The sequence below is a fragment of the Nocardioides flavus (ex Wang et al. 2016) genome (genome assembly GCF_014653115.1).
Lineage (GTDB): Bacteria > Actinomycetota > Actinomycetes > Propionibacteriales > Nocardioidaceae > Nocardioides > Nocardioides flavus.
In genome coordinates this window covers 70,867-88,392 of sequence record NZ_BNAD01000007.1, presented here as the reverse complement: position 1 = coordinate 88,392, position 17,526 = coordinate 70,867, and the positions used below count along the sequence as shown (strand labels likewise).

The window sequence follows — 17,526 nt, the reverse complement described above, 5'->3', positions numbered from 1 at the left end:
CGAGGAGACATCCCCATGGAAGCATTCATCGTTGCCGGTGCCCGGACACCGATCGGACGGTACGGCGGCGCCCTGGCCGGCACGCGACCCGACGACCTCGCCGCCCTGGCGCTGGGCGAGGCCGTGACTCGTGCGGGGGTGGACCCTGCGCACGTCGACGAGGTCGTCCTCGGCGCGGCCAACCAGGCTGGCGAGGACAATCGCAACGTCGCTCGCATGGCCGCCCTCCTGGCAGGGCTCCCCGACTCCGTCCCCGGTCACACGGTCAACCGGCTGTGCGCCTCGGGGCTGACCGCGGTGGCCACCGCGCGGACGATGATCGCCGCCGGGGACGCAGACCTCGTCGTGGCCGGCGGGGTCGAGTCGATGACCCGGGCGCCGTGGGTGACGGAGAAGCCGGCCAAGGCCTGGGCGAAGCCCGGCGCGAGCTTCGACACCTCGATCGGGTGGCGCTTCCCGAACCCGCGCTTCGGACCCAGCACGACGTTGTCGATGCCCGAGACCGCCGAGCGGGTGGCCACGAAGTGGGGACTCACGAGGGACGAGCTCGACGAGTTCGCCCTCGAGTCCCACCGACGCGCGGTCCGGGCGATCGAGAGCGGTCACTTCGTCGACGAGATCGTCGCAGTGGGCGAGGTCGACACCGACGAGGGTCCCCGCAGCGACACCAGCCTCGAGCGCCTCGCGCGCCTTCGTCCCGTCAACGGCCCGGGCGGGGTCGTCACCGCCGGCAACTCGAGCTCGCTCAACGACGGAGCGGCGGCGCTGGTGATCGCGAGCGAGGCGTACGTCGAGAAGCACGGCCTCCAGCCTCGTGCCCGGGTCGTCGCGTCGGCATCTGCCGGGGTCGCCCCCGAGATCATGGGGATCGGCCCGGTCCCCGCCACCCGCAAGGTGCTGGAACGGGTCGGCTGGTCGACCTCCGACCTCGACGCGGTCGAGCTCAACGAGGCGTTCGCGTCGCAGGCGTTGGCGTGCATCCGGGACCTGGGGCTCGACCCCGAGGTCGTCAACGCCGACGGTGGAGCCATCGCTCTCGGCCATCCCCTGGGAGCCTCGGGCGCCCGCATCCTCCTCACCCTCCTCGGACGGATGGAGCGGACCGAGGCACGGCGCGGTGTCGCCACGATGTGCGTCGGCGTCGGGCAGGGCACTGCGCTGCTGGTGGAACGGCCGTGACCGCCACGCTCGAGGTGGAGGAGCAGACCGACCGCGTCGTCGTGCACCTCGCACGCCCAGAGGTTCGGAACGCGATCAACCACCAGATGGTGTCTGAACTCCATGCCGTGTGCGACCTGCTCGAGGCCAGGCCGCGCGTGCTGCTGCTCGCCGGCAAGGGCGGCCACTTCGCCGCCGGCGCGGACATCGCCCAGCTGCTCGAGCGCCGTCGGGACGATGCGCTCCGGGGCATCAACTCGTCGCTCTTCGACCGGATCCACCGGCTGCCGATGCCAGTCATCGGGCTGCTGGACGGCTACGCGCTGGGCGGCGGCGCCGAGCTCGCCTACGCGTGCGACTTCCGGGTCGCGACTCCGCGCGTACGCCTCGGCAACCCCGAGCCCGGACTGGGCATCCTCGCCGCTGCCGGCGCCACCTGGCGGCTGAAGGAGCTCGTCGGGGAAGCCGTGGCCAAGGAGGTCCTGCTCGCAGGCCGGGTGCTGACGGCGGAGGAGGCGCTGAACGTCCGACTGGTCAACGAGATCGCAGAGCCGGACGTCCTGCTCGACGCCGGCCATCGCTGGGCCGACCGCATCGTGAGTCAGGCCGGACTCGCCGTACGCCTCACCAAGGCCGCGTTCCACGCGCCGCGCGACGCCCATCCCTACATCGACGACCTCACCCAGGCCGTCCTGTTCGACACCGACGAGAAGCAGGCACGCATGACGGCGTTCCTGGAGAGGAACAAGAAATGACCGTCCCCACCCAGGTCGGCGTCTACGGCGGAGGCCGGATGGGCGCAGGCATCGCGCACTCCTTCCTCGTCGCAGGCGCCCACGTGAGCGTCATCGAGTCGTCCAGCGAGGCCGCCCAGGCCGCGCAGGAGCGGGTCGCGTCGTCCGTGACGCGCGCGGCCGAGCGTGGACACCTGCGCGAGGAAGCCGGTCCCACCCTGGCGCGGCTGACCGTCGCCACGGACCCGTCGGGCCTGGCGGGCTGCGGGCTCGTCGTGGAGGCGGTCCCTGAGCAGACGTCCCTGAAGAAGCAGGTGCTCGCCACGATCGAGGCCGCGGCCCCGGACGCCTGGATCGCCACCAACACCTCCAGCCTCTCCGTCGACGAGCTCGCCGCAGCCCTGGTCCGACCCGAGCGGTTCATCGGCCTGCACTTCTTCAACCCGGTGCCGGCGAGCCGGCTCGTCGAGATCGTCGTGGGTGCCGAGAGCGGCAGCGACCTCGTCGAGCTGGCCGGCACCTGGGTCGGCGACCTGGGCAAGACCGCGATCACGGTGACCGACTCCCCCGGCTTCGCCTCGTCCCGCCTCGGTGTCGCCATCGCGCTCGAGGCCATGCGGATGCTGGAGGAGGGCGTCGCGACGGCGGAGGACATCGACACCGCCATGGAGCTCGGCTACAAGCATCCGGTCGGTCCGCTGCGGACCACCGACCTCGTCGGCCTCGACGTACGGCTCGCGATCGCCGAGCATCTTGCCCAGGAGGTGGGCGAACGGTTCGACCCACCTGCCGTGCTGCGAGACCTGGTCGCGGCAGGTCACCTCGGTCGCAAGTCCGGGCAGGGGTTCTACAGCTGGTGACAGCGCCGACGACGAGGAGTGTCCACCCATGAGGATCACCGGTGCAGTTCTCGAGGAGGTCGGCCGAGCCGGACCGTGGGCCGAGACCCGTCCGTTGACGGTGGGTGAGCTCGACCTCGAGGAACCGGGTGCGGGCGAGGTCCTCGTCCGGATCACGGCTGCCGGGGTGTGCCACTCCGACCTGTCCGTGGTCAACGGCGACCGGGTCCGCCCCGTCCCGATGCTGCTGGGCCACGAGGCCAGCGGACGGGTCGTCGCCCACGGCCCCGGCGTGTCCGACCTCGCGGTGGACCAGCAGGTCGTCATGACCTTCCTCCCCCGCTGCGGGGAGTGCGCGGCCTGCGCAACCGGCGGCCGCCTGCCATGCCTCCCCGGCTCGGCCAGCAACATGGCCGGCGAGCTGCTCGGAGGAGGGCGCCGACTGAGCCGGGACGGCGCCCCGGTGTACCACCATCTCGGAGTGTCGGCCTTCGCCACCCACGCGGTGGTGGACACCCGCTCGGTCGTCGCCGTCGAGGACGACGTGCCGCCCGACGTCGCTGCCGTTCTCGGGTGCGCCGTGCTCACGGGTGGCGGCGCTTTGCTCAATGCCGCACCACCCGGTCCCGGGCAGAGCGTCATGGTCGTCGGGCTCGGCGGCGTGGGCATGGCGGCGCTGCTCACCGCCCTCGCGCTCGGCCGCGGCGACGTCGTCGCGGTGGACGGTGTCGCCGCCAAGCGCGACCACGCGAGGGAGCTGGGAGCGACCACCGTGCTCGATCCGGGCGAGCTCGCCTCGAGCGGAGTGAGGTGCGACGTCGTCGTCGAGGCGGCCGGCAACGCCCGGGCGTTCGAGTCGGCGGTCGCCGCCACCGCCCCGGGAGGCCGTACGGTCACCGTGGGCCTGCCACCCCCCGACGCTGTCGCAGGGGTCTCTCCCCTGCTCCTGGTGGCCGAGGCTCGCACGGTGATCGGCAGCTACCTCGGGTCCGCCGTGCCTGCCCGGGACATCCCGGTCTTCGCACAGTGGTGGCGGGAGGGTCGGCTCCCGGTCGAGGCACTGGTCTCGTCCCGCATAGGACTCGACGACATCAACCGTGCCATGGACGAGCTGGCTGCCGGCACGGCCCTGCGACAGATCATCGAGCTGTGAGGACCGGAGCGGCGTGCAGTGGCCGCCCGTCCAGGAGATCCACTAGGCGCCCGGGTCCTGCTCCCACGAGCTGAACAGCAGGGTGGAGGAGAGCGCGTTGAACGGCAGCGGGATCCCGTGCTCGAGACCCTTGAGGTGGGCGGCCTTGAGGTCCTTGAGCAGCACCGCCAGAGCGGTGTCGGCGGTCCACTGGGAGACCGAGTCCCAGTTGCGGGCCACCCAGCTGTCGCCGGTCGACACCTCGAAGAGGCTCAACAGCTCGGACCCCGGGAGGTTGTAGTGCGCTCCCAGCTTGAGGCCCTCGGCCACGGCGTTCATCGTGATGCCCAGCACGAGGTTGTTGACCAGCTTGGCGGCCTGGCTGTTGCCCGGCTTGTCGCCGTAGTAGAACGTCTGTGACCCGACGGCGTCGAAGTACGGACGCGCGGCGTCCACCCTGTCCCGGGGACCGGAGGCCATGATCGACAGCGTGCCCGCCTCGGCACCGGTGGCACCTCCGGACACGGCAGCGGCGATGAGCCGCACGTCTCCGGCATCCTCGACTCGCTGACCGAGCTCGTTCATCGAGTCGGGGTCGAGCGTGCTCATCACGATGATCGTCATGCCCTGAGGGTCGGCGGACAGGAGTCCGTCCTCCCCCAGGATGACGTCGACGTTCTGGGCGTGGTCGCGCACCATCGACACGATCGCCTCGTCCGCCTTCTCGGCCACTTCGGCGACCGTCGAGGCAATGGTGATGCCGGCGGCACGTGCCTTGTCGCGGCTGCCCTCGAAGGCGTCGTAGCCGATCACCTCGAAACCGGCCCTGTTGAGATTGACGGCCATGGGGAGCCCCATGGTTCCGAGTCCTACGAACCCGATGCGCTTGCTCATCGTCTGCTCTTTCGTGGTGGGGGGTCAGCTGGCGGAGGAGTCGCTCGCGGTCCGTTCGGCCATGACCTGCTGCAGCAGCGTCAGGCCGTTGAGGACGCGGGGGAACCCGATGTAGGGGATTCCGTGGATGAGCGCACCGACGATCTGCTGCTGGGTGAGTCCGACGTTGAAGCCGACGCTGATGTGCAGCTTCAGCTGTGGCTCGATGCCCAGGGCAGCGAGCATCGAGATCGTCACGAGGGTCTGCTCCTGCTGTGTCAGGGAGTCACGCGAGTAGATGTCGCCGAAGGCGAAGGAGACGATGTAGTCGGCGAGGTGCTCGTCGATGCTCTGGTAGGAGTCGACCAGCTTGGCGTGGTCGTACGACCCGGCGTGCTCGGGCGAAACGAGCTCCATCATGCGGTCCAGGCCGCGCTGGTACCGGTCGGTGGTGGGGTTGGTGTCGGTCATGGTTCTCTCCTGGTGGTTGCGGGGCGATCAGCGGTCGCTCGGTGCGCCGGCGAGAGCGCGACGTGGAGACGGCTCGGGGGCAGACGTACCGACGGGGGTGTCCGACGCGGAGTGCGCACGGGGCACCAGGACGCTCAGCACGGCGCCCACGAGGGCGAGGCCGGCGAGGACGTAGAAGACCGAGCTGACGCCGACGCCCGCGGCGAGGAAGAGCCCACCGAGGAGCGGCCCGCTCACCCCGCCCAGTCGGCCGAAACCAGCAGCCCAGGCAACGGCAGCCCCGCGCATGGGGGTGGGGAACTGGGTGGCGACCAGCCCGTAGATCAGGATGGACGTGCCGGTGGTCCCGAAGCCGACGACGGCGACGCATGCGAGGCGTACGCCGAGCGGCAGGTCGAGGGACATCAGCGCGATGAAGGCCGCCCCGATCACGAAGCACGTCGCGACCACGGGACGCGCCCCGAAGCGGTCGGCGAACCGAGCACCGGTCAGGGCTCCCACGATGGCGCCACCCGCCAGGACGAGCAGGAAGGACAGGGAGCCCCTGGTGTTGAAGCCCACCTGCTCCATCAGGACCGGCAGCCAGGTGTTGAGGTAGTAGTTGAGGAACTGGCCCAGCGCGCTCATCAGGCCGACCACCACGGTCGCCAGGACGAATCCGGGACTGAAGAGCCCGGCGAACCCGACGCGGGGGGCGTCTTCAGCTTCGGCTCGCGGAGCAGGCATCGGGATCCCGGTCCGTTCGGAGACCTCTCGAGCCTTCTCGAGCTCGCCACGGGCGACCAGCCACTGCACGGACTCCGGCATCTTGAGGATCGCCAGGGGCAGCAGGGTCACCAGCGGAAGCGCACCCACCATGAAGAGTGCCCGCCAGCCGATGGCCTCGAGGAACAGCATGGTCAGCAGCGCTCCGAGGAGGCTTCCCAGCGGCACGCCCGCATAGCTGATCGCACTGGCGAGGTTCTTCCTGCCGGGCGGCGCGATCTCGGTGACCAACGTGGCGGTGGTGCCGATAAGAGCGCCGATCCCGAGACCGGTGAGGAACCGGAGCACACCGAAGGACGTCGTCGTCGTCATCAGCGCCGTGACGAACATGCCGACCGAGAACCAGGCGTACGCGATGAGCATCACCTTGCGGCGACCGATGCGGTCGCCGACCGCGCCCGCCATCAGGGCGCCGGCCATCATGCCCAGCAGCGCATAGCTGCCGAGTGTCCCGGCGAGCGTGGGTGTCACCTCGCCGATGTGGCTGGAGTCTCCGAGGAAGGTGGACAGGACCGCGCCGTAGATGACGAGGTCGTAGCCGTCGAAGACCATGCCGACGGTCGCGAGGGAGATGACCCACCTCACCGTGCGTCGACGGCGGATGTCCTGGTCAAGGGTGGTGGTCGAACTCATGGGGACTCGTCTCCTGGGCTGATCCGTTTCGGATGGTGTGGTCGCATGACCCGGCGAGCCGTTGTCCCCGAGAGCAATGTGACGTGGACGACTAGGTGCGCGGGAGACCCCGCCTTACGTGTACCGATGTGGAACACCCCGAGCCGGAGGGCTCAGTGGCCATCGCAGCGGGCGCTATCGACTGCCCGACTCCATGTACGTCTTGAAGCCGACCCAGTTGCGACGCTCCCAGGTCGGCCCGACCAGGGCCAGCACCGGCGAGAGCAGCCGCATGGGTCCGACGAGACGCATGTCCCAGTCCCACCTGAGCCGCGTCCCGCCCTCGACCTACTCGAAGGTCAGCGTGCCGTCCACCCACATGTACGACGAGATGACGCGGTTGTGGAGACGGCGTGGTCGCTCGTACTCCCCGATTGTCAGCGTCATCTCGCCCTTGGCGCCCGTCCCCCTGGGCTCGGCCACGAACCGGGCGCCGGGGCCGACCGGTCCCGCGCTGACCTTCTCGGCACGGGTGATCCGAGGGTTGTACCTCGGTTCGTTCCGCTCGTCGGCGACCAGGTCGAAGACTTCATCGACGGGCGCATCGATGGTGACCTCTCCTGCGACGCGGGTCATCGCCGCACCTCGTGCCCACTCGTGACCTGGACCATGACACACATCCCGTCATCCGCAGGAGCGCCCGCGTGGCCACGAACTGCGACCCGGGGCACCGCGCTCCCTCCTGTCAACGGTACTTCCGCGCACTCCGGGCGGGCAGAGCCGAAGGTCCCGTCAGCGCCTCAGTCACTGACGACGGTCGGCGGTCGGACACATGAGGGCGGCCCGAGGGTCTCCCCCTCCGGGCTGGCCGATTGAGCAACGTATCCACGGCCGGCTCGCCGTCCCGACCACGCCTCTCACCCCACGTCCTGCATCTCCAGCAGAGTTTTTTGCCTTTTTGCGAAACGCCGCCGATCGCCGCGGACACCCCCGGTCATGCTTCTGTGCACCTAGTCGTACCGCCCGCCCGCCAACATCACCCGAATCGAGACGGCCACCAGCACACACCACCTGGCATGCAGGTGCACACCTCGGTCCGCAGTTTGTCCTCCGACTGATTGTCCACAAGGCCAATTCCACAGAACCCGCCTCGATCTGCAAGAGGTGTATGTCGGATTGGGGTGAGGACGGGCGGGAGGGCCTTGGACACCTACATGATGCGTGGAGATTCAAGACTCAAGGTGCGTGCAGAGGGCTGAGGGTGCAGTGCCATGCAGCGTGCATGCAGTCGTTGCGGTCACGGACAGGACGGTGATTCTCGACGCGCGGTCGCCCGGGATGAAGGCGAACTCTTGAACCCGGTCCACCGAGCGGCCTGTCCTCGCCAAGCCGGTCAACCGCCACATCGTCTCTGCCTCCAGGCAGTTCAGGACGAGTGCTCGCGCCGACCTCGCCTGGCCCGACGACCGCCAGCTCGAGGTTGCAGGACCGGTCTCGGGACTGCGCGCTTGACCATGCTGTGCGTAAGCCAGTCAGCGTTCAAGGCCCTCGTGCTCGGCGCTCAAGAATTCGCCTGCACGATCATCGGTTCGCGGGTCGAGCGTGAGCTGGAGTCCGACAACGTCTGGCCTGTCAAGGATCGCGGCATCCATCGGGTTGACATCGGCATGTTAGGACGGGCGCCCCTTCGGTCGACGCGAACGCCGCGCACCCTCCCCCGCCCGTCCTGGGACGGGCGAACCTCGGGCGGGCGCAAAATGGTGCCTTCCTCGTTCACAGTGGGGACATGAAGACGTCGCTTGGGCTAGGCACCGGACCTGTCGCCGACTCGAACTGGTAGAGCCCTCGAACGACAAGAACGCAGGTCAGACCGGTGATGCTGAATCAGCAGGACCGTGGGCAGCGATGGACGGCACGTCGACTCCCAACGCCCGTCGGATTGTGGCCCACCCGTCACGTCCACACCGGCTTCGTTGTGTGTGTCCTTCATCGCGCAGTTTGAGGTGACCTGGAGGCACTGCACAGCGCCCAGATAGACGCAGCCGGGGAAGCCGCCATCCGCAGTGACGAGTAATGCTTGTTCGTTCGACGCTCAACTAGACGTTCGCACTCCCGGTATCGGACGTTCCGTCGGCGGACCACTGGGCAAGGACGAACATGACGTGAAGCGCCAAAGCAGCCTCGTCCGGTGAGACATCCTGCATCAATCCATGTGCGGACCGGTTGCGCAGGTTGATGCCAGTGCGCTGGGTCAAGAGGACGGCGAAGTACCGTCGAAACTGTTCGGGGACCCGCCCCTCAAGGAGGCTCAGGAGTTCCCCGAGACCTTTGTACGCGCCCATCGATCTGCCGTCGAGGGACGGCTCTCGGTAGACGGAGAGGCCAACGGCGCGGGCCATGCTTCTGACGACGCGCTCAATCCGTACCAACAGACGCTGTAGACAGGCCTCGTAGTCGCTAGCCAGGAAGTCCTCGTAGGCCTTCCCCACGCCTTCTGAGGTCGGTTCATCAACGAATTGACCTTGGACCAGTTGTTGCACCTCAGCAGCCGTGAGCCGTCCCTGGGCTCCCAGGCGCTGCAGGATCTCGCGCAGAAAGCTCCCCCAGAGAGTGATCGACATGCTGTGGTGCCAGGTAAGCGCATGGTTGAACTTCTGTTCGTCGCTCGTGACGTGGGCGAGAGGCATTCCCTCGGTGTTAGTCACGACGGTGGTGAAGAGATGTACAAGCGGGTACGCGCGCATCTGTTCTCTGACTAGGTCCGCATCTGCGTCAACGTCCGTGATGGGACAGTGGGCGCCGAGCTTCACGAGTGACTCTTGTGCACTCGACGTTTCGACGAACGTGGCAAGGAACCCCTCTACGACGTCACTGGGGATCGATAGCTCGGTCGCCATCTTCTCCATGCCCAGTTCTTCCGGCGTCCTCGGCTGCTGCAATAGCTCGCGCAGGTCTTCGGCCGCCGCGGTGAGTCCTTCGTTCCGCGCGAGTTCTAGAGCCCGCTCAAGGTGAGAGAGGCCAACGAGTCCTCCCCGCTCGTCAGCTTGCTGCTTCCACATGTGAACGGCTTCTGCGGCGATGCGTCGTCTTTCGTCAGCATCCTTGGCCCGCTGCATTCGAAGCAGTTGCAGCGCCTCGACGATGAAGGGATCGTCGGCGTAGCGAACCCGCGCCTCCCCAATCAGCGCGTTCAGCTCTGCTGGTCGGTCAGGCTCCCGCAAACCAGCCAAGGCCTCGATCAGCGGAACCGCCACGCCAGGTGCCCATTCCTCGTCCGCCACTGTCTGGCGAACGGCATCGACCATCTCGCTCACGGTTTCTTGGACCAATGTCGCATCGCGAAGCTCAACGGCCAGTTCCAGGGCGCGGACGAGCGCATCTGACCGATGAAGCGATGCCAGCGCATTCTGGCCCCACATTCGCCGGAAGGCCGCGTTCGCTGTCCTCGCATAGAGGTCCGGTCGGGGTTGCGCCTTCACACACCAGAGGAGGTCATTTAGCCGTGCCACCACGACATCGCTTGTGGTAAAGAGCTGAGTCGCGTCAACCCATGCCGCGACAGTCTCTGGGGTCACGGCCGTCAGGGGCTCGGGATAGGCGTCGCCGTCTCCGCTAGAGAACATTGATCCGTAGATATCATCAATAGTCTCTGGGCGAGAGGCCGAGCGCCGCGCGTGGTAGTCGAGTGCCCGAATGAACGCCTGGAGATGGTCTTCCACCTCCTCCGGGAGCGCAGCCTTCACCCTGCCCGAGAGCTCGTAGATCTCGCAGGGCTCCCTCAGCGCCTCGGCGATGGCGGCTACCACGTCCGGCGACCAGTCAAAGTTCAGGCTTAGCCCGTCGCCATCCGGATCGGACGCCGCATCCTCGTCAGTCATTCTTGCTCCCTCCGCTAAAGGAGATTACGTCGAGCCAGCTCGCCCACCCATTGGGTTCGCAAGTGTCGCGAGGACTGTGGCCGATGTTGCAACCTAACCTTCGGCCGAGACCGAGGCAGCGTGGTCACTGGACAGCGGAGGCTTTGTCATGGCTGACCGCGGGGGCGTCAATCCGCCGCTTGCGCATCGCCCCAAACTCCCCTGTCTCGGTAGGGTCTGCCAGTCGGGTCCTGAGTAGGACCGAGGTCGATCCGAGGAGGCAACTACATCAAGTCCGCGGGTGGGATGTCGGTGCGGTTGTAGATGCTTGCTCCATGACTACCGAAGAACCCGCAGGTTTGATGGCGGCAGGGCCGGTCCGAACCTGCGCGTTCTGTGGCTCTGGTGCGACGCTCACACGCGAGCACGTTCTTCCGCAATGGCTGTGGCGAGACGCGGCTGGACGTCGACGGAACCCGGAAGCGGTCTCGTTGGAAGGCGCTTTTGGGCGTAAAGAGTTGCTCGTCCAGACTCCCGCAGGGATTGCCGGCAACTACTTCACGAAACGGGGTCATCCTTGGCAGACCCCAAACCGGCGGGTGGTACGGGCAGTCTGCGCGACGTGCAACAACGGCTGGATGTCCGTCCTCGAGACGGAGTTCAAGACGATCCTGACGACGAAACTGTGCCGCCCTCGTTGGCGCTTGTCTCGCGACGAGTTGTCGACCGTCCGACGCTGGGTCATGAAGACTGGTGTTCTGCATGAGTTCACAGACGGCGAGATGAAGCTTGTCGATCAGCCAATCTTGAATGCTCTGATGGCCAACAAGGAGCCTCCAGGCACTTGGTATGTCGGGCTCGCAGGGGCTGCAAACGACCTGAGCGAGGGCTTGGACTCGTGTCCCGTTTCGCTACACATAGAGCCGGTCCCCGACCAGAGCGGCCGAACTGTCGGGCACGCTCACCCAGCTTCGGGGGACCATGAGCTCGTGTATGCGATGCAGCATCTACTCACGTTCTGTGGCCTGATCTTTGTCCTGAGGTATACGCCGCTCCCACTTGTGCCGCCGGCTCGGCTCGATCACGACTTGCCGCATATGCCTGGCGGTGCTCCGCTGACGATTGCCAAGGAGCGGCCACTCCAACAGGTGCGGCGCGCTGACCTGCCCCGATGGAGCGACATCGACGCTCGGAACACCGATCTGTGGTTCCACGCAATGTCCGCGGACAAGGCGATGATTCTGATGTGTGGACAAGACCACCTGTTGAAGATCGGTTCTCACGCGACTTCTAAGGAGAGTGACTTTGCAGGGATGGAAGCGGTCCTACAGGGGTTGGTCCATGGCGCTATCTCCGTGGGGGACCTGCAGCGTCGTATCCGTGCGTCATAGCGCCGCTTGTCGGCACGGGTGAGTCACAGGATCGATGAATGTTTCGGGCGGGCAGCGATGCGGTCATGGCAGACGTGGGATCACTGCGAGATCACTGCGAGAGCTCTGCGAAAGCGATCCTGCGATTGCGGGTCGCTGACACCACGGCTGCCTCTCGGTCGCCGTATGCAACAACCACGGGCCGGTAGTCGTCCAACCCGACGTAGGTGATGTGCGTCGGGGGCCCCCAGGCTCCGCCACGCCCGCGGACCCGCGTCCGCATCTCGCCCTGCTTTCGAATCCACACCACACGCAGGGCCCCGTCCCGCTCGAAAGCGGCGGCGTTGAACCACATGCGCGACGACGCTCGCCCTATTCTTCTCGGAGGGCCCCAAGCCCGCCCGTCTTGCACCCGTGCCATCAACCATGAGTCGCCGTCTGACGAGGGCAAGGAACTCCACACGACTGCGGTTAGTCGACCGTTCGTGGTCAGGGTCTGCCAGAGTTCGTCCCGGTCGGGCTGCGCGGCGATACTTCCGGCCGGCGTCCAGCGCCCTGACGCCGTCCGTGACGAGGTGTACGCGTGATGCTCAAGCTCGTCCGTCTCGACCCAAATGGCAGTGACCCGGCCGGAACCGCGGTTAGCCACTTGAAGATCAGCAACGCCAGCCGACTGCATGACGAACTCGGTGGCCATCCACTCTCCGTGCGCGGAGAGCAACCGATGCTTCACACGGAAGGAACGCAACCCGTCCTCCCACATCACGTCCGTCCACAGCACCGCGACGGATCCGTCCCGCGCAGCACCCGTCGCGATGCTCAGCGGCCTCGCGTCCTTGCCGGTGAGGAACTTCGGTTTCGACCAGGCCGCACTTGAGCCGTCGCGGCGGACGGCCACGACTCGATTGCCTGCCCCGGGAAGTCGCTGAAGCCAGACCACGACCTGCCGACCGCTCTTGCTGACCACGAGCTTTGGACCGGAGAGGACCCGCCCTGGTAGCCCCGGAGCCAGGAGCATGCTTGGGCCAAAAGTCCCATCGGCCTCCTGCGTCCTGACGTGGGGACCAGCCCCGTCATCTGGCAGGTACGCGGCGACCAGGCGACTATCTACCGCGAGCTCGATGTCATAGCGGCTGACGTCGGCCTCTATCACCTGCTCGATGCTCCACGTCCCGCCAGCGGGCCTAGTTCGGATCACCAGTGCCCAATCTAGTGACGAAGCGCTGGTCGCGACCCACGCGGCCGTCAAAGCGCCGTCAGCCGCGGCGAACAGGCGCGGGGCGTTGCCGTTTACTCCTGGCCGAGTGAGGATCTCTCGCTGGCTCCAGTCTTCTTCACCGGCCACCGCTTCGGGCGCGGGCAGGAAACTGGCTAGAACGACACCGATGACAACCCACGCCCGACGCCTTGGGATCATCGCCCCAGCATCCTCGCGGCTGCTTCTGCTGGCAAGGAACAGATAGGATCGGCGTCGGCAACCGAGTTCCTCGCTCCACCCCACTTCTGGCGTCACGATTAGGCGTCAGCTCGAAGCCGCGCTGCGTCACTCCGCCGCCATTGGGCGTCAACACCTGTCATAAGTCATCGCTCGTCCTCGGACGGGCGTGGTGCGAGCAACTCGAGGATGTCAGCCGTCACGGGGTTCACCGCCTCGTCCGGTTCGATGTAGTGCTCCTTGGTGATCTTGGACGAGGTGTGGCCGAGCATCTCGGCCGCCAGGTCCGCTCCCCCGGCCCGGTCGAGGACAGTCGCGACGGTGCGTCGGAACGAGTGAGGGGTCACTCCTTCGATCCCGGCCTCCTCCAGCACCGCGCGCAGGCGGCGCCGGATGTTGTTGGTCGTCAGCGGCGTGCCGTTGCGGCTGTAGAAGATCAGGTGATCGGGGGCATCTGATGCGATGTTGACCAGCCGCGCGCGAAGCACTTCGGCAGCGAACGATGGCACGGAGACGGTCCTGGTCGACTTCATCGTCTTGGGGTGCGGCTGTCGATGCGTGGGCTTTCCCGTAGGCGACACGATCGTCCCGCAGAGCCGAACCGTCGCGGGCGACCTCGTCACGTCCACGTCGCACTTGCGGATGGCGAGCACCTCGCCGATGCGGGCGGACGTGCCGAGCATGACTTCGATGATCTGCTCGAGCTGTCCGTCGGGCGGAGGGCCAGGCAGGCCGGACCCTCGACGCCAGCCGCGTACGGCGCGACGAATCTCGTCGACCTGCTGGGTGGTGAGCGACATTGCTTGGGCGTGTGGCTTGCGGAGGCGCGCGGTGTCGCGGACCGGGTTCTCGCGCATCGCGTCGTAGCGGACAGCGAGCCCGAAGGCCAGGCTCAGTACCGTGCGCGCCTGCTTCGCCATGCTGTAGCTCCTGGTCTTGGCGAGCGTCTTGATGAACTGGTCGACCTTACGGACGCTGACCTCGCGCAGCGCGTAGTGCTCGAAGGCCGGCAGGACGAGCTGGCGCATGTTGCGCTCGTAGAGGGCACGGGTGCTGGGTGCGAGCGCGTCCTCGAGATCCAGGTCGGCGAGCCACACGTCGACGAGGTGCCGGAAGGAGCTGGCGGACGTGAGGTCGCCCTGTCCGACCTTCTGCTCGGTTCGTTCGGCGAGCATCTCCTTGAGCTTTCGCTCGGCTGCCTTCGGCGTGTCCGCTGTTGCTTGGACGCGGCGCAGCTGGCCGTCGTAGTCACGGAACCGGGTCAGCGCTCGGGCTCGACCGTCGTGGGTCTTGTCGACGTGGATCTCGCCGAAGGTGCCGATCGGGGTGCGAGGTCTAGCCACGATCTCTCACCCACCGCTGGGCCCACGCCCCGGCTCGGCCTCGCGCTGCCTGAGCAGCCAGGTCAGGACGTCGGAGGTGGCGAAGCGGACGCGACCGCCGACCTTGATCGCACACGGTCCCTTGCCGTCGGTGCGCCAGTCGCGGATCGTCGTGACAGGCACGTCGAGGTACTCGGCGAGCTCCTCGATGCTCAGCAGCGGCTCTAGGCCGCTCAGCGTGCTGTGGGTGGTCTCCATGCTCGTGAGGTGCGCCCAAGGTCCCGAGTGGTCCCGTGCGGGTCCGTGACAACCCATGCCGATGCTCGCGGATGCGGCTCGAGGAAGCGCAGCGACGGGGTTTATGGCCGGTTTGTGGCAGTCGGATCAAATCTCAAATGCTTTCAGGCTCGGAGATCCGTGATCTCCGAGCCTGAAACTTTGTAGCGGGGGCAGGATTTGAACCTGCGACCTCTGGACGCCGTCGAGGGCGTCGCGACTACTTCGGTCCTGGATCGGAAGCTACCGATTCGCACGGTGTGGTGAGGGATGCGCCCTCGCGTCCGATCTCAGGATACCCGCCTGGCACCGAGTAGCGCGGGCCCAATGTGGACCGTAAGTGGTACCGGGTCGAATCCCCTGTCAGCCTTCGGCGGGCGCTCCGCGAGCATCGCGCTGGCCACGGTCGTAGGCCTCAATGCCGCCCTCGAACCAACAGTGCGTCGCTAACTGGGTGAGCGCGGCGTCGACGCCGAGAGCGTCGACGTTCTTGCCAGCGTCGTGCAGCAACGCGGCCAGCATCGGGTTGTCCGGGCTTGGCCACGGCGGCTCCGGCATCTTCGCCGCTCGCGGAGTCGGCCAACTCCCCCGTCGCATGTCCTGCTCCCAGGTGTAAGTCTCAGCCTCTACCCACGGATCCTGCTCGGTCACAGCTTCAGCCTGCCACGACCCACCCACCTCGCGACCGCGACGGGCGAAGTCCGGGTGAGTGCGACCTTCGCGGCTACTAGACGATTCCCGCAGGGCCGGTGTCTGGCCAGACGCGGTCCAGGTGATCGGCGGGGAGCTCTCCACGCGGCTGCCCACCGGCTGTTCTGGTGTGGCTCACTATCGGTCTGCAGCCCGCCGATCACCGTGACGAGGCGTGGCTCAAGAAGGGACCGCCCTGCTCGTAGTAGCAATGCCCACTGGCGGCGGCGATGACGCCGACCGCGGGACCGCACCTCGAGCGACCTTCTTCCTTGATCACGACAGCGCTTCGGTGCGCGACTTCACCGAGCAGGTGATCGCCGGCGCGTCGAGCCCTCGTGAGCGAGCGAGCCTCCTCTTCGCAGCGGTCCGGGATCGGGTCTGGTACGACCCCTACTCGGTGTCCCGAGATCCTGCGCACTACCGGGCGAGCTACGTGCTCGAGGCGGGCCGCGCCTACTGCGTTCCCAAGGCGGTGCTGCTGACCGCGGTGCTGCGGGCCGTGGGCATCCCCGCCCGGCTGGGCTTCGCTGACGTCCGCAACCACCTGCAGACCGACACCTTACGGGCCGTCATGGGTGGCACGGACCTGTTCGTGTACCACGGGTACTGCAGCGTTCACCTCGACGGGCGATGGTTGAAGGCGACGCCGGCCTTCAATGTCGAGCTGTGCCCCCGGTGGACTTCGACGGACAGAGCGACGCGCTCATGCACGCCTTCACCCTCCGACGGCACCCGGCACATGGAGTACGTGCGGGACCACGGCAGCTTCGACGACCTCCCGCTGGACCGGATCCAGACGGCCCTCGAGCAGACCTACGGCCGCATGGCCCCCGGCGTCGGGCTTGCCGACGACGCCTTCATTGGTCCTGGGAACGCCGGGGAGGCCGCCGAGCATGCACCCGTGGACCCGTCAGGAAGCTCGGACTGAGCACTCTCGCCTCAACGGACCTCGTGCTCACGTCGGAAGTGGCTCGGTGAGCTGCCGGTCCATTTCTTGAAGGCGTGCGAGAAGTTGGTGAGATCGCTGTAGCCGAGCTCGTTGGCGACCTCGCCGACCGACGTGGAGGGGTCGAGAAGCCGCTTCCTGGCGCGGTCGACCATCGACTGCTGCAGCAGCTCGCGGAAACTGGTCCCCTCAGCGGCGAGGCGCCGTTTCAGGGTGCTCGAGGACATCGAGAACTCGTCCGCGACGGACTGGATCGTCCTTGCCCCGGACCCGTCGTCGAGCAACGCCCAGACTCTGCGGGTGAACTCCGGGGTGTCGGCTCGGCGCGCGAGCGCCTGCTGGAGCTCGGTGACGGCGAGTTCGTAGGAGATCGGGTCGGGGAAGCGGCAGGCAGCCTGAAGCGTCCTCGCGGGCATGTGCAGGTAGGAGAAGGGGGCGTCGAACCCGAGCCGGGACCGGCTCGCGGCCTCTCGGGGTAGCACGCTCGGCTCCGGCCAGTGGCTGTGCATGGTTGCCTCCGAGGCCTCGACGACCACCAGGTCGATCAACCGTAGGAGTGCCAGTCCGCAGTAGGTGACGACCAGACAGTCGAGATCGGGGTCGCCTGCGTTCCCCGACAGCCGGATCGTCAGGTCGTCCTGCTGCGGTTGGAACTGCGTGGTGACCGCGTTGGTGATCAAGGGCAGATAGGTCAGCAGCTCCACGACTTCTTCGACGGTGCACGCGCTGACCAACGGGACACTCAACGGTCCGAAGGATGTGAGCTGCGCGTGTTCTGCGCAGGCGATCCCGAGCCGGGTGGCCTGCTCGATGTCGAGGTCGGGATAGACCTCGCGGAACCATCGCAGCGGTGCCTCGCCCTGGGTCCGGATGAGAGCCAGCTCACCGGTTCCCTCGCGCGCCATGATGACGCGAAAACGCTCGACTGCGTCCGCGTCGATCGCCGGACTGCTCAGCAGTTGCACGAAGGCCAGCGACGGGACGCCTGGCTCGTCTGTCCTCACAGGCAATCCTCACGTGATCCGAATTCACAACATACTGAC

At 67.1% G+C, this 17,526-nt stretch carries 15 protein-coding genes; 5 read left to right on the top strand and 10 right to left on the bottom strand.

Annotated elements, in window-relative coordinates:
- Positions 1-15: 15 nt before the first annotated feature.
- Genes IE200_RS13160 through IE200_RS13145 form a run of 4 tightly spaced genes read left to right on the top strand, consistent with a single transcriptional unit; the run spans position 16 to position 3,884 of the window.
- The gene (locus tag IE200_RS13160; protein WP_191279941.1) at positions 16-1,179 is read left to right on the top strand and encodes a thiolase family protein; all 1,164 of its coding nucleotides are present in this window, start codon (positions 16-18) and stop codon (positions 1,177-1,179) included.
- Positions 1,176-1,913, top strand: coding sequence for an enoyl-CoA hydratase/isomerase family protein (locus IE200_RS13155; protein ID WP_224275727.1), 738 nt, complete (start codon positions 1,176-1,178; stop codon positions 1,911-1,913). The genes IE200_RS13160 and IE200_RS13155 overlap by 4 nt, the downstream gene beginning before the upstream one ends.
- Positions 1,910-2,752 carry a 3-hydroxyacyl-CoA dehydrogenase family protein gene (locus IE200_RS13150; RefSeq protein WP_191279939.1) on the top strand — a complete coding sequence of 281 codons (843 nt, stop codon included), beginning with the start codon at positions 1,910-1,912 and terminating at the stop codon, positions 2,750-2,752. Before IE200_RS13155 ends, IE200_RS13150 begins: the two co-directional genes overlap by 4 nt.
- Positions 2,753-2,780: 28 nt before the next feature.
- On the top strand, positions 2,781-3,884 hold the full coding sequence (locus tag IE200_RS13145) for an alcohol dehydrogenase catalytic domain-containing protein (protein ID WP_191279938.1): 1,104 nt from the start codon (positions 2,781-2,783) through the stop codon (positions 3,882-3,884).
- A 42-nt stretch (positions 3,885-3,926) separates the two neighbouring features.
- On the opposite strand, the gene IE200_RS13140 is transcribed toward IE200_RS13145, so the two are convergent.
- The 9 genes from IE200_RS13140 to IE200_RS13100 all read right to left on the bottom strand — a co-directional run bounded on the left by IE200_RS13140 (position 3,927) and on the right by IE200_RS13100 (position 15,495).
- Complete coding sequence (locus tag IE200_RS13140; protein ID WP_191279937.1) at positions 3,927-4,757, bottom strand: NAD(P)-dependent oxidoreductase; 831 nt, start codon at positions 4,755-4,757, stop codon at positions 3,927-3,929.
- 24 nt (positions 4,758-4,781) lie between these two features.
- The gene (locus tag IE200_RS13135) at positions 4,782-5,207 is read right to left on the bottom strand and encodes a carboxymuconolactone decarboxylase family protein (protein ID WP_191279936.1); all 426 of its coding nucleotides are present in this window, start codon (positions 5,205-5,207) and stop codon (positions 4,782-4,784) included.
- 27 nt (positions 5,208-5,234) lie between these two features.
- Entirely contained in the window at positions 5,235-6,605 is a 1,371-nt protein-coding gene (locus IE200_RS13130) for an MFS transporter (RefSeq protein ID WP_191279935.1), read from the bottom strand.
- Between the two features lie 327 nt (positions 6,606-6,932).
- On the bottom strand, positions 6,933-7,220 hold the full coding sequence (locus IE200_RS13125) for an SRPBCC family protein (RefSeq protein WP_191279934.1): 288 nt from the start codon (positions 7,218-7,220) through the stop codon (positions 6,933-6,935).
- 1,460 nt (positions 7,221-8,680) lie between these two features.
- A complete protein-coding gene (locus tag IE200_RS13120; RefSeq protein WP_191279933.1) occupies positions 8,681-10,462 on the bottom strand; it encodes a DUF4209 domain-containing protein in 1,782 nt (593 codons plus the stop codon).
- Positions 10,463-11,923: 1,461 nt separating this feature from the next.
- On the bottom strand, positions 11,924-13,228 hold the full coding sequence (locus IE200_RS13115) for a hypothetical protein (protein WP_191279932.1): 1,305 nt from the start codon (positions 13,226-13,228) through the stop codon (positions 11,924-11,926).
- A gap of 164 nt (positions 13,229-13,392) precedes the next feature.
- Complete coding sequence (locus IE200_RS13110; RefSeq protein ID WP_191279931.1) at positions 13,393-14,589, bottom strand: tyrosine-type recombinase/integrase; 1,197 nt, start codon at positions 14,587-14,589, stop codon at positions 13,393-13,395.
- Between the two features lie 6 nt (positions 14,590-14,595).
- Positions 14,596-14,826, bottom strand: coding sequence for a helix-turn-helix domain-containing protein (locus IE200_RS13105; RefSeq protein WP_191279930.1), 231 nt, complete (start codon positions 14,824-14,826; stop codon positions 14,596-14,598).
- A gap of 381 nt (positions 14,827-15,207) precedes the next feature.
- Entirely contained in the window at positions 15,208-15,495 is a 288-nt protein-coding gene (locus tag IE200_RS13100) for a hypothetical protein (RefSeq protein WP_191279929.1), read from the bottom strand.
- A gap of 331 nt (positions 15,496-15,826) precedes the next feature.
- On the opposite strand from IE200_RS13100, the gene IE200_RS13095 reads away from it, so the two are divergent.
- Positions 15,827-16,465, top strand: coding sequence for a transglutaminase-like domain-containing protein (locus IE200_RS13095; protein ID WP_229856505.1), 639 nt, complete (start codon positions 15,827-15,829; stop codon positions 16,463-16,465).
- Positions 16,466-16,476: 11 nt separating this feature from the next.
- On the opposite strand, the gene IE200_RS13090 is transcribed toward IE200_RS13095, so the two are convergent.
- Positions 16,477-17,487 (bottom strand): AraC family transcriptional regulator, encoded by a 1,011-nt coding sequence (locus IE200_RS13090; protein WP_191279928.1) that lies wholly within the window; start codon positions 17,485-17,487, stop codon positions 16,477-16,479.
- Positions 17,488-17,526 lie beyond the last annotated feature (39 nt).

Bases quoted from the DNA above. Each gene is read 5' to 3' on its own strand.
- IE200_RS13160 (WP_191279941.1), top strand. From the start codon at position 16: ATGGAAGCATTCATCGTTGCCGGTGCCCGGACACCGATCGGACGGTAC.
- IE200_RS13150 (WP_191279939.1), top strand. From the start codon at position 1,910: ATGACCGTCCCCACCCAGGTCGGCGTCTACGGCGGAGGCCGGATGGGC.
- IE200_RS13145 (WP_191279938.1), top strand. From the start codon at position 2,781: ATGAGGATCACCGGTGCAGTTCTCGAGGAGGTCGGCCGAGCCGGACCG.
- IE200_RS13140 (WP_191279937.1), bottom strand. From the start codon at position 4,757: ATGAGCAAGCGCATCGGGTTCGTAGGACTCGGAACCATGGGGCTCCCC.
- IE200_RS13135 (WP_191279936.1), bottom strand. From the start codon at position 5,207: ATGACCGACACCAACCCCACCACCGACCGGTACCAGCGCGGCCTGGAC.
- IE200_RS13130 (WP_191279935.1), bottom strand. From the start codon at position 6,605: ATGAGTTCGACCACCACCCTTGACCAGGACATCCGCCGTCGACGCACG.
- IE200_RS13125 (WP_191279934.1), bottom strand. From the start codon at position 7,220: ATGACCCGCGTCGCAGGAGAGGTCACCATCGATGCGCCCGTCGATGAA.
- IE200_RS13120 (WP_191279933.1), bottom strand. From the start codon at position 10,462: ATGACTGACGAGGATGCGGCGTCCGATCCGGATGGCGACGGGCTAAGC.
- IE200_RS13115 (WP_191279932.1), bottom strand. From the start codon at position 13,228: ATGATCCCAAGGCGTCGGGCGTGGGTTGTCATCGGTGTCGTTCTAGCC.
- IE200_RS13105 (WP_191279930.1), bottom strand. From the start codon at position 14,826: ATGGAGACCACCCACAGCACGCTGAGCGGCCTAGAGCCGCTGCTGAGC.